At 57.5% G+C, this 11564-nt stretch carries 10 protein-coding genes; 5 read left to right on the forward strand and 5 right to left on the reverse strand.

Features of this window, described 5'->3' with window-relative positions:
* The first annotated feature begins 75 nt into the window (after positions 1 to 75).
* On the forward strand, positions 76 to 3603 hold the full coding sequence (gene dnaE, locus VGE55_RS11550; RefSeq protein WP_331131833.1) for a DNA polymerase III subunit alpha: 3528 nt from the start codon (positions 76 to 78) through the stop codon (positions 3601 to 3603).
* Positions 3600 to 5360: a lipid A export permease/ATP-binding protein MsbA gene (msbA, locus tag VGE55_RS11555; protein ID WP_331131834.1), complete on the forward strand. Its 1761-nt coding sequence runs from the start codon at positions 3600 to 3602 to the stop codon at positions 5358 to 5360. The genes dnaE and msbA overlap by 4 nt, the downstream gene beginning before the upstream one ends.
* A 10-nt stretch (positions 5361 to 5370) precedes the next feature.
* On the opposite strand, the gene VGE55_RS11560 is transcribed toward msbA, so the two are convergent.
* The 5 genes from VGE55_RS11560 to VGE55_RS11580 all read right to left on the reverse strand — a co-directional run bounded on the left by VGE55_RS11560 (position 5371) and on the right by VGE55_RS11580 (position 8283).
* A complete protein-coding gene (locus VGE55_RS11560; RefSeq protein WP_331131835.1) occupies positions 5371 to 6000 on the reverse strand; it encodes a hypothetical protein in 630 nt (209 codons plus the stop codon).
* Positions 5997 to 6557: a pesticin C-terminus-like muramidase gene (locus VGE55_RS11565; protein ID WP_331131836.1), complete on the reverse strand. Its 561-nt coding sequence runs from the start codon at positions 6555 to 6557 to the stop codon at positions 5997 to 5999. Before VGE55_RS11565 ends, VGE55_RS11560 begins: the two co-directional genes overlap by 4 nt.
* 61 nt (positions 6558 to 6618) lie before the next feature.
* Positions 6619 to 7710, reverse strand: a complete 1092-nt coding sequence (gene rfaQ / locus VGE55_RS11570; protein ID WP_331131837.1) for a putative lipopolysaccharide heptosyltransferase III — start codon at positions 7708 to 7710, stop codon at positions 6619 to 6621.
* 31 nt (positions 7711 to 7741) lie between these two features.
* Entirely contained in the window at positions 7742 to 8068 is a 327-nt protein-coding gene (locus tag VGE55_RS11575) for a type II toxin-antitoxin system PemK/MazF family toxin (RefSeq protein ID WP_331131838.1), read from the reverse strand.
* Positions 8065 to 8283 (reverse strand): antitoxin MazE family protein, encoded by a 219-nt coding sequence (locus tag VGE55_RS11580; protein ID WP_331131839.1) that lies wholly within the window; start codon positions 8281 to 8283, stop codon positions 8065 to 8067. Before VGE55_RS11580 ends, VGE55_RS11575 begins: the two co-directional genes overlap by 4 nt.
* 170 nt (positions 8284 to 8453) lie before the next feature.
* Here VGE55_RS11580 and VGE55_RS11585 point away from each other — a divergent pair, with 170 nt between their 5' ends.
* From VGE55_RS11585 to VGE55_RS11595, 3 genes are read left to right on the forward strand one after another with little or no spacing between them, the layout of a single operon-like run.
* The gene (locus VGE55_RS11585; protein WP_331131840.1) at positions 8454 to 9386 is read left to right on the forward strand and encodes a hypothetical protein; all 933 of its coding nucleotides are present in this window, start codon (positions 8454 to 8456) and stop codon (positions 9384 to 9386) included.
* A 13-nt stretch (positions 9387 to 9399) separates the two neighbouring features.
* Positions 9400 to 10536, forward strand: a complete 1137-nt coding sequence (locus VGE55_RS11590; RefSeq protein ID WP_331131841.1) for a glycosyltransferase — start codon at positions 9400 to 9402, stop codon at positions 10534 to 10536.
* The gene (locus VGE55_RS11595) at positions 10533 to 11327 is read left to right on the forward strand and encodes a hypothetical protein (RefSeq protein ID WP_331131842.1); all 795 of its coding nucleotides are present in this window, start codon (positions 10533 to 10535) and stop codon (positions 11325 to 11327) included. Before VGE55_RS11590 ends, VGE55_RS11595 begins: the two co-directional genes overlap by 4 nt.
* The last annotated feature ends 237 nt before the right edge of the window (positions 11328 to 11564 follow it).

The following is an 11564-nucleotide window of genomic DNA, read 5'->3' on the forward strand; positions in this document are numbered from 1 at the left end:
GTTCGGTTTGAACGCAGTGTTTAATCGGTATTGCGCATTGGGGAATCCCCCCGCCCTTGGTAGTAAAATGCCCAGATGACCGAGCCCAACCACACCCTGCCTTCCACCTTTGTCCACCTGCGCATGCACACCGAGTTTTCGGTGATTGATGGCATGGTGCGCGTGGGTGATGCCGTCAAGGCCGCGGTGAAAGCCAACATGCCAGCGCTCGCCATGTCCGACCTGGCCAACCTGTTCGGGTTGGTCAAGTTCTATAAAAAAGCGCGGGGTGCGGGCGTTAAGCCGATTGCGGCAGTCGATGCCTGGGTTGAAAGCGAACGGGACGACGAAGCCCCAGCCCGCGTGCTGCTGTTGGTGATGAACCACCGGGGCTACTTGCAGTTGTGCGAAATTCTGTCCCGGGCGTTTTTACAGAACCAGGTACGGGGCAAGGCTGTCATTCGCCATGCGTGGTTCGATGAAGTGGGTTGTGATGGCCTCATCGCCATCTCGGGCTTTCAGCAAGGCGATATTGGCCAGTATTTGCTGGCCGGCCGTATGGAGCAAGCACAAGCCTGTGCACGCCAGTGGGCCCATCGCTTCCAGGGGCGTTTTTACCTCGAATTGCAGCGGGATGGCCGAGATGAAAGCGAAACCCTGACCCAACTCACCTGCCAGTTGGCCGCTCAGGTTCAGTTGCCCGTGGTGGCCACCCACCCCATCCAGTTTTTAAAACCAGAAGATTTCCGCGCGCATGAAGCGCGGGTGTGCATTGCGCAAGGCGAAATTCTGTCGAATCCGCGCAGGCCCCGGCACTTTACGCCAGAGCAATATTTTAAAAACACCGACGAGATGTTGGCCATGTTTGCCGACATTCCCAGTGCGGTGCGCAACACCCTCCGCATTGCACAGCGTTGCAACCTTGAACTGGAGTTGGGCAAGCCGAAGCTGCCCGACTTCCCCACGCCCGATGGCATGACGTTGGACGATTACCTGGTGCACTTGTCCAAAGAGGGCCTGGAAAAGCGCTTGGTGCATTTGTACCCCAACCCGGCCGAGCGGGAGAAGCAACGCCCCGAGTACGAAGCCCGCCTGAAAATTGAATGCGACACCATCATTTCGATGGGCTTTCCCGGTTACTTTCTCATTGTTCAGGACTTCATCAACTGGGGCAAAAACAATGGCGTACCCGTGGGGCCAGGCCGTGGGTCTGGAGCGGGTTCACTGGTGGCCTATGCCTTGGGCATTACCGACCTCGACCCGCTGCGTTACGACCTGCTGTTTGAGCGCTTCCTGAACCCGGAACGGGTGTCCATGCCCGACTTCGACATCGACTTCTGCCAGGACAACCGCGACCGCGTGATCGACTATGTGAAGCGCACCTATGGCCGCGACGCAGTGAGCCAAATTGCCACCTTCGGTACGCTGGGCGCCAAGGCGGTGATTCGGGATGCTGGCCGCGTGTTGGACATGCCATACAACTATTGCGATGGCTTGTCCAAGCTGATTCCCCAAACCCCCACCGACCCCTGGGACCTGGAGCGTGCGCTCAATGAAGAGCCCACCTTCAAGCAGCGCGTGGAAGAGGAAGACGAGGCCAAGGAAATCATCGCGGTGGCCCGTCCGCTGGAAGGCCTCACCCGAAACATCGGCATGCACGCGGGGGGTGTGTTGATCGCCCCGGGCAAACTCACCGATTTCTGCCCCTTGTATTGCGCCGAAGGCACCGATTCGGTGGTGTCACAGTACGACAAAGACGACGTCGAAGCCGTCGGCCTGGTGAAGTTCGACTTTTTGGGTTTGCGAAACCTAACCATTCTGGACTGGGCCGTGCGCTGGATTCGCGAGGGCTACGAAGACCAGAAAGACTTCCGCTTGGAAGACTTGCCGCTGGACGACCCCGCGGTGTACCACCTGTTCTCCGAGGGCAACACCACGGCGGTGTTCCAGTCTGAATCACGCTCTGCGAAAGACCTGGAAAAAAAGCTCAAGCCCGACAACTTCGAAGACATCATCGCGCTGATGGCGTTGAACCGTCCGGGCCCGCTGGGCTCCGGCATGGTGGACGACTTCATTGCGCGGAAAAAGGAACAAAGCAAAACAGGTCGTGGTCGCTCCGAATGGTATTTCCACCCCAACCTGGAAAACACGCTGAAGTCTACCTACGGCGTGATTGTGTACCAGGAGCAGGTGATGCTGGTGGCCCAGCTGCTGGCGGGCTACAGCCTGGGCGGCGCCGACCTGTTGCGGCGCGCCATGGGCAAAAAGAAGCCGGAAGAAATGGCCAAGCAGCGGGAAATTTTTACCACCGGCGCCACCGAGCGCGGCGTGGACCCCGCGCTGGCCAAGCAGTTGTTTGACTTGATGGAAAAGTTTGCGGAATACGGCTTCAACAAGTCGCACTCTGCTGCGTACGCGCTGGTGGCCTATCACACCGCGTGGTTGAAGGCGCATTACCCGGCCGAGTTCATGGCCGCGTCCATGAGTTCCGACATGGACGACACCGACAAGGTGAAGGTGTTTGTGGAAGACGCACTCACCATGTGCCAGGTACCGGGCAAAAAGCCTGGCACCTTGCTCACCATGCTGGGGCCCGATGTCAACGCCTCCAACTACCGCTTTGCAGCAGTGAAGCTGCCTGGCGACGTGAAGGCCAGCGCCATTCGCTATGGCCTGGGTGCCATCAAGGGAACTGGTCAAGCTGCTTGCGAAGCCATTGTGGCCGAGCGGCAGGCCAATGGTCCGTTCAAAGACTTGTTTGATTTCGTCAAGCGCGTGGACGGCAAACAAATCAACCGCCGCGTGATGGAAGCGCTGATTCGCGCGGGTGCATTTGATTCACTCAACCCAGACCGTGCCAAGTTATTGGCCAGTGCAGGCCAGGCCATGGAGTGGGCCGCACAGCAAGCGGCCACCGCCTCACAGGTCAGCCTGTTTGGTGAAGACCTCGGCGGCGATGCGCCGCCCCCGCTCGTGCAAGTGCCCACCTGGAGCGACCGCGAAAAACTGCAGCAGGAAAAAATTGCCCTGGGCTATTACTTCAGCGGGCATCTGTTCAAAGCCGATGAAGACAAGGTGCGCCAGTTCATCCGCTTGAAGCTCAAAGACCTGTCGCCCTCGCGCGAGCCGGTGTGGATGGCCGGTGTGATTGCGGGCCTGCGCACCATGATGACCCGCCGAGGCAAGATGGCGGTGGTACTGCTCGACGATGCAACTGCGCAAATTGAATTGTCGATTTTCAATGAGCAGTTTGAAGCCAACCGCAACCTGTTGAAAGAGGATTCGCTGCTGGTATTGCAGGGCCGGGTGTCCGAGGACAGCTACACCGGCGGATTGCGTGTATCGGCGGATAACCTGTACAGTCTCGGTGCAGCCCGGGCTCATTTTGTGAGCCGGCTGCGCTTGAAAATGAATGGCCAGTCCGATGTGCACAAATTGATGGGTATATTGGAACCGTACCGCGACCCCGAACAAGGTTGCCTGGTTGAAATTGATTACCACAATGGCGATGCTGCCTGCGTGGCCCAACTGGGCACCGACTGGAAAGTGCGGGCCGAAGAAGACCTGCTGGAGGAAATGAGCGGTTGGCTCGGGCAGGGCAACGCCAAATGGATCTTTTCATGACCGAACCGCAATACACACCAGCAGGCCTGTACAAACGACTGCTGGCGTACAGCCTGAAGCACTGGCCCCTGTTGGCCACTTCCATCGTCACCTTGTTGATTGCGGCATCCACCGAGCCTTTGTTTGCAGGGCTGATGAAGCCACTCATCGACGAAAATTTTTCACACCAAAAAACATCCACTGCGCAATGGTTGCCGCTCATGATCATGGGTCTGTTTTTGGTGCGTGGCCTGTCCACTTACATCAATGAGTATTGCAGTGCCAAGTTGTCTGGCCTGGTGGTGCAAAACCTGCGCGGCGACATGGTGAGCCGCATTCTGCGGTTTCCCAGTGCTTACTTTGTGGAGCAGCCTGCTGGTAAGGTGATTTCAACCGTGTCCACCAATGTGGATGCGGTGACCGAAGCGGGCTTCAACATCATCACGGTGGCGGTGCGCGACGGGGCTGTGGTCATCGGTTTGTTGGCCATGTTGCTATACACCAACTGGAAGCTGACCCTGATTTGTTTTGCCATCATCCCCTTGATTGCCCTGGGTGTGTCGGTCGCGGCCAAACGGCTCAACCGCTTTGCGCACAAATCGCAAAGCTCGCATGCCGACCTGGTGCAAAGCATTTCTGAAGTCATTCAGGCGCAAAAAATCATCAAGGTCTATGGGGCGCAACAGTCGGAAGAACAGCGATTCATGAACAGCGCCGATGAAATCCGTCAGTCCCGCGTCAAACTCATTTCCACCAGCGCCGCCAACTCGGCCATTGTGCAGTGGTTGCTGGCAGCTGCCGTGGCTTTTGTGGTGTATTTTGCGGGCCAAATGGCCGACGACAAAGCCATGACCGCGGGTGATTTTGCATCCTTCATGACCGCCATGATGATGCTGCTCACCCCGGTGAAACGCCTCACCGGCATCAACCAGCAATTGCAGCGCGGCCTGGCTGCCGCTGACAATGTGTTCCGCGTGATTGATCGCCCCATTGAACAGTCTTCAGGCAGCTACACCACCGAACGTGCAAAGGGCTTGGTGCAATTCGAGCAGGTGTGCCTCACCTACCCGGGTGCTGATACACCCACCCTGCACCAGGTGGATTTGCAGGTCAAACCCGGGCAAACCGTGGGCATTGTGGGCGTGTCGGGCGGTGGCAAGTCCACGCTCATTAACCTGATTCCGCGTTTTCTGGATGTGAGTTCCGGCGCAGTCAAAGTGGATGGTGTGGACGTGCGCGAATGGAATCTGGAAAGCCTGCGCCGCCAAATTGCGGTGGTGACACAGGAAAGCCATTTGCTGAACGACACCGTGCGCAACAACATTGCCTACGGCGAACTGCGCAGTGCAACCGACGACGCCATTCTGGAAGCCGCCCGCATGGCCAATGCGCTGCCGTTTATTGAAAAACTGGACCAAGGCTTGGACACGCAGTTGGGCGACAATGGCTTGCGCTTGTCGGGTGGCCAGCGCCAGCGCATTTCGATTGCACGGGCTTTTTTGAAAAATGCACCCATTCTGATTTTGGACGAGGCCACCTCGGCACTCGACTCGGAGGCCGAGCGCGAAGTGCAGGAAGACATGGAACGCCTGCGCCATGGACGGACCACCCTGGTGATTGCTCACCGCTTGTCAACCTTGGTGACGGCCGACTTTATTGTGGTGCTGGACAAAGGTGAAATGATTGAAAGCGGCACCCACAGCGACCTCATGGCGCTGCAGGGCAAATATCACTACTTGTATTCCATTCAGACGCAGACTGTGCCTGGGATGCAGTAGGCCAATAGGCTCAAGGCGCGTCGATGGCCCGCCACAGGCTGGTCGGGCTGGTGCGATGAAACCACATGCCGGTGTAGGTTCGGTAAGTGCCAGTCCGAATTTCGTCCACCATTTCTACCCACAACTTTTCCTGACCCGTCGGCGTTTTTACAAACAACACCGCGCTTAAATTGAAGTAAGTGTCTGAATCGTCATAAGTGCAGCTATTGATGTCTTTGCTCAGTTTGCCATCGGTCAAATCGTTCAACGTGACTTGATTGTCCAACAGTCTTGGGCGCAGGCTGTGCCTGAATGAGTGTAAATCCAGCGCAGAGCAAAGCGATTCGGCGATGCCCGGTAGAGTCATCAGTGTTTTGACCGGATACACCTTGTTCAGTCTCAGGGCTTCACAATCCATATACTCCGACCGCACCATGAAGTTAAAGGATGTCTCGAGAACATCGCTTTTTTGCTTTAGGTAATCGCGGCAATTGCTGACTGTTTCCCCATTCGTGAATTGCAGCGGTGTGCGTTGCTTGGTGTCGACGCCGTGTTCTTGAATGCGCTCCAAGCGTTCCGACGATAGCCAGGCGTAGTCGTCGGCCGTGTTGTGTGTTGAGCAAGCAGTGCAGAGGAGTAAAAGCCAGAATGGTGATTTCACAACGCTTGCTCCAGAAGGTTTGCCTCAATTTTTCTTCGTGGTGCGAATAAGTCTCCGAAGTCTCGAAGGATTTTGATGGCGCTCGTCCAATCTTGATCTGTTACAGCACGCCAGAATTGTGGGGTTGCTCGTGCCAAGTTCAGTCCATATTGAAAAGAGACCGAGGTGATCACTGTCTGCACTGCCGGGGGCAGGTTTTCAAATTCAGTTTTACCGGGTTGTAATGCAGCGTTGTAGCGCAATGCCAAAGCGGTGATGTAATGCGTTCGGACCAAGCCGTCGATTTGTATGCATTCTTGGGGGCTGATTTTGAGTGGTGATCGTTTCAATGCTTGTTCAGCATCCCTTTTTTTAAGCCCTAAATACGGTTTGAAACGTTTTACCAGGTCTTGGCTGAGCCCCAACTGATTGAGATCAGCCAAATTCCGTGCGCCCAAATCCAATCCTGATGCAATGGTTACGCCGCTGGGCGTTATCTCTGATTCCGGCACGTAGCCAAACTTACTACAACCACCCTCGAGCTTGGAAATGAACTCGAAATCCACTTGCAATGCCATGTGTATCCTCCGTTCAAACGCACGAGGCTAAATCCAGCGAGTCGAGGGCGCAAACTTGTACCTAAGAAGTAGTATCAGCGATCGGAGCGTCGGTGATGGTCATCATCCGATCTACCGCATCCACCACCACCTGCGTGGGAATGGCGGACAGCAGGCGAGTGGGATCATCGGTGTTGATGCTGTCGGGGTGGGGCAGGGGGCCGTAATCACCGGCCCAAATCACGGTGGCCACGTCACTCCAGGGCCGCCATTCATTCACCCACGACGGGCCAAACAGGGCCACTTGGGGCTTTTTCAAAGCGGCGGCCATGTGCATGGGGGCAGAGTCCACGCCCACATAGTAGGCTGCAAGCTTCAGCAAGGCCGCCAACAGGGGCAGGCTCATCTGTCCACCCCAATTCACCATCACGGTAGTTTCGTGCGTAATGCGGTCGCGGGCCAATTGCTCAATGTGCTGTGTCATGCGCAGTTCTACCGGGTCGGGGCTGCAGGTCAACACCACATGCACGCCCCGGTTCATCAGGTGGGCCACCACATCGGCAAATTTGTCATCGTCCCAGCACTTAAAAGGCCAGCGGGCAGCGGGGTGAATCAACACAAACCGTCCGCGTATGCCTGCGCTGTCCAGCAGGCTTTGGGCTTTTTGCAGCTCGGCGTGCCCGGGCACCAGCACCATCTCGCCGGCCACCTTGGCGGGGTCTACACCCAGTGCTTTCAAGCACAACAAGTTAAGCTCCACCGCATGGGCTTGCCCGCGCGGTGGGGGGGTAATGCGGTGGGTAAAGCAGGCGTGCCACAGGGCGTTGTCGCGCTTGGCATATTCCATTTCCACCCGCACTGGGGCGCGGCTAAACCCGGCAATCAGTGCGCCAATCCATTGGTCGGTGAGGTGAATCACCGCATCGTACTGTGCCTTGCGAACCCTGCGAACCAGTCCCAACTCCGCTTTCACTCGGGCCCAACCCTTGAGCCTGCGGTCGATGCACAGCACCGCATGCAGGTGTGGGTTGTTTTGCAGCAGCGGTGTGGTTTCTTTGTAAATGAGCGCATCCACCTGCACGCCGGGAAACTGCTCAACCAGCGCTTTGTACAACACGGTACTCAGCAGCACATCGCCGTGGTGGCGCAGTTTCATCACCAGAATTTTTTTCACAGAACCTATTCCTTGCTGGGGTGAGGGCCGATTACTTTGCAATGCCCAGAAATACAGCCAGGCAACGCTCCACTTCCACCAACGTGTTTGCGTCCAGGCGTCCAAATGTCGGGCCCACTTTATCGCGTTTTACGGTGATCGCCTTGTCCAGCATCACTTGCGATGGTTTTTCCAAACCATTCGACCGATCAGGTTGCACAGTGATTCGAAACAACGGGGCCGGGATGAGGGTGCTGGTCAACGGAAGAACGGTGACGGTGGCATTCGCGTCAAATTGATCGGACTGAATGATGAGTGCTGGTCTGGGTTTTCCAAAGTCCCCTTGTGTCGCAATCGACACAAAATCGCCCCGTTTCATTCTGTCCAGCCATCCAAATCTGTCAATACTTGGTTTAGAAGCGTTTCAAGTTCAGGGTCGTTTTGGTCCGCCGCTGCAGCCAACAATGACTGGCGACGGCACTCCTCTGCAAACTGCGGACGCCGTGTGTCAGGCACCCAAATTTGCACCGGCCGTAGGCCGGCCATGCGCAGGGCCTCGCGGTGTTTTTGAACGCGGGAGTTGACGTGTGCCATGCTGAGTTCTCGTGAGTGATGTTACATGCAACATCATGCCTTGCTTTTGTGTTACATGCAACACGCATTTGAGCCGATTAGAACCCTGGCTCAGCCAACAACCGGGGCCGAATGTCGTACAGTGCACGCTAATATCAAAGAACCTGCGCAAAACGTTTACAAACCTCCACATGCCTACTCTCTATATTGACGAATTCGTCGGAATTTCCAACCGCTTTGAAGCCCTACCCTTGGCCTTTGCCATTCAACATCGGTTTGGCCACCGCATTGTGCTGGACTGGGCTGAGCTGGATTCCTTCCGCGTTGAGGGCACCACCCGGGGCAAAGTGCGCCCGTGGACCAAACTGGGTGCCATCCGCGTTCGCAATTGCGACCTTGCGCTGTTCAATACCTTGGGCGACAAAAAGATCATCTGCCGCTCGCTGGACGGCCCCGATGAGTTTCTCGACCCCATTTACCTGGATGTGGCCCGCAAGGTGAAGGCGGCTGACTTTGTCATTGACGGCATTGAACGCGCGTTTGCTCCTTTTGCTGGCCGCCCGGTGGTGGCCGTTCACATTCGCCAGGGCGATTACCACATGGTCAGCACCGAGCGCTACGACATTGGCGCCGAATGGCCGGCCGTGCCGGTCTGGTGGTATGCCGCAGCCATGCGCAAAGTGTTGGCTCTTCAGCCCAATGCTGTGTTTTTTGTGGCCCACAATGGCGGGCGCGACACCCTGCAAGCCTTGTTTGACGAATTCCCCACATTTCAGCTGGATTTGAAGTCGCCCTACGACTACAAGGGGCCAGATCATCAATCGGCCGTCAACCCCGTGGCGGATTTGTTCGCGCTGGCTTGTTGCCCTGTGCTGCTGGCCACGCCGGTGTCGGGTTACTCGCATTGGGCCGCCAATGCCATGGGCGAGCCGTCGGTGTCGGTGGTGCCACTCCCGGGGTGTACTGAAAAAGAACCGGCTTTTGGCAAAGTAGACCTGTTCGGTTCCCGCATGCCACGTTGGCGCGCCGCTGGCCGCACCGGCAGCGACACCGTTCGGCTGGATGAGACATGGACCGGGGTTGAGCTCAGTCAGCCAGCCAGCTTGGCATGGTTGCGTACCTAAGGGGCTATCCTTCATGACCAGCATTTTTTTCGCAGAAAGCTCCAAGAACATCGGCGGGCAAGAATTGCAACTGCTGCAGCAAGCCGTTGGTCTGAAAGGCAAGGGCTACGAGCCCCGCATTTTGTGCCGCCCCGGCAGCCGCATTGCCGAAGAAGCCCGAAAACTGGGCCTGCCGGTGGAGCACATTGGCTTTCGCAATGCCCTGCACCCACCCAGCGTGGTGCAGGTGGCCCGGTTGTTGCGCCAACACAGGCCCGTGGCGGTGGTATGCCACAGCGGGCATGACTCCAACCTGTGCGCACTCACCGTGCATGCGCTGGCCAAAGTGGGGTTGCTCAACCCAAGGCCCAGCCTGATCCGCATGCGCACCTATCAGCCTGGGGCCGCCAAGGCGTTCACTTATAACCAGTTATTTGACCAAACTTTCACGCCCAGCCAGGCACTGAAAGACCAGTTGCTTCAAAACAGCGGCGTGCTGCCCCACAAAATTGGTGTGTTGTACCCCGGTGTGGACTTCGAGGCCATTCGTGCAGCGGCTGATGCCGATTTGCCACCCACGCTGACCGCCATACTGAATGACTTGAACCGCCGGCCTGTGATTGTGCACGCCGCCATGTTTCGCTTGGAAAAAGGGCACAGTTTCATGTTGCGGGTGGTGAAGGCCTTGCTGCCTCAATTCCCAACCCTCACTTACATTGCAGCCGGCGAAGGCGAACTGAGAGACGCCATTGCCACCGAAGCCCAGCGCCTGGGCATTGCCAGCCATGTGGTGTTTCCGGGTATGTTGAACCCCGTGGCACCCCTCATTCAGCGGGCTGATGTATTGGTCATGCCCTCCAGCTACGAACCCCTGGGCATGAGCCAGATTGAGGCCTTGGGCTTGGGTGTACCGGTGGTGGTGAGCCGTGTGGGTGGCTTGCCCGAAACCGTGCGGGATGGCATTACCGGCCATGTTTGCCCGCCCCCGCATGACAAAGCTGCGGAGGCCGCCTGGGTTGCTGCGCTTGCCAAGGTGTTGGCCGACCCCACCGCCGCCCGAAAACTGGCCACAGAAGGCCAGCGCGCCGTGCAAGCCCAGTTTGGTCGCAACACCAACATTGAAGGCCTGCTGGGGCAATTTACCCACGACCGGCTGGAAGGTCCCCGGTGAGTGACCTGGCCCAGCCTTGCATCGGATTGGCGTTTGGACCTTCGGTGCTTGAGGCCATGGATGCCCGGCATGCCGTCACCACGCTGAAAGCACAGCATCCACAGGCCGACCTGGTGCTGTTGAGTAGCCCTGCGAACAAAGCCTGGTTTGAGCTGGACACCCGGGTCGACGCTTACATTCCCCTGCTGGGGCTGCTGCACCGCCGAGCAGGCCAATCGCGCTTTGGCCACTGGTGGGCCAGCCGTGCACAACTGCGCAAGCTGCAAACCCTGCCGTTGACAGGTTTTTGTTGGCTGCCAGCTGCAGATCAATCCCGTTCGGCCGCTTTCTTGAAAACCTTGGCACGTCGCATGGCCCATGTACCGTACCTTGAACTGCCTCAGGATGGTGTTGACATTCACCCAGCCACCCCGTTACTGGATGCTGGCGCACAGGCATTGGCCCAAGCCAGTCGGTATTACCGCACGGTAAACCCCACCTTGCGCAAGCGGGTGGTGGTGTTGGGTACGGCGGACGAAGCCCCTGCCTTGTTGAAAGCTCGGTGGCTGGATAGCCACGCTGCCGCTGCACCGGCCACCCATTGCACCGGCGTTGTGGTGGTGGAGCAGGGCAGCCCCCAAGGTTTGCTGGCCCAGCGCCTGTGCCGCAGCCTGCCGGGCCAGGTGATGGCTCTGGATTGGTCGGCCACCCTGGGCATGCTGGCTTACGCCGATGAGGTGAGGGCTTGGTCTGCGGATGTCACTCGAATGTGCCAGGAAATGGGGCGGGAAGACCGGCTTTTGTTGGCATAAACCGACACTGTTAAATCCCTCGATGGAGGCAATGTAACCTGTTGCTCCCACGTTCGTACAATCGTTTGTTAAGCCCCTGAATTTCAAGCGCTTCCAGTATTCATGCGGGTTTTGGCGCAGTGTCATCAACCCGGGTTGCTGCCCAGCCCCCCAAAAGTCGTGTTGCACGACAGCGACAAATTCCCGTGTTTTTTAATCTTCACCTCATGATTTGGTTGGTTGCCCCAAGCCTCCCCG

The organism is Limnobacter sp., from assembly GCF_036405155.1.
GTDB lineage: Bacteria > Pseudomonadota > Gammaproteobacteria > Burkholderiales > Burkholderiaceae_B > Limnobacter.

Coding starts and splice junctions, on each gene's coding strand:
- dnaE (WP_331131833.1), top strand. CDS start 76: ATGACCGAGCCCAACCACACCCTGCCTTCCACCTTTGTCCACCTGCGC.
- msbA (WP_331131834.1), top strand. CDS start 3,600: ATGACCGAACCGCAATACACACCAGCAGGCCTGTACAAACGACTGCTG.
- VGE55_RS11565 (WP_331131836.1), bottom strand. CDS start 6,557: ATGGCATTGCAAGTGGATTTCGAGTTCATTTCCAAGCTCGAGGGTGGT.
- VGE55_RS11575 (WP_331131838.1), bottom strand. CDS start 8,068: ATGAAACGGGGCGATTTTGTGTCGATTGCGACACAAGGGGACTTTGGA.
- VGE55_RS11580 (WP_331131839.1), bottom strand. CDS start 8,283: ATGGCACACGTCAACTCCCGCGTTCAAAAACACCGCGAGGCCCTGCGC.
- VGE55_RS11585 (WP_331131840.1), top strand. CDS start 8,454: ATGCCTACTCTCTATATTGACGAATTCGTCGGAATTTCCAACCGCTTT.
- VGE55_RS11590 (WP_331131841.1), top strand. CDS start 9,400: ATGACCAGCATTTTTTTCGCAGAAAGCTCCAAGAACATCGGCGGGCAA.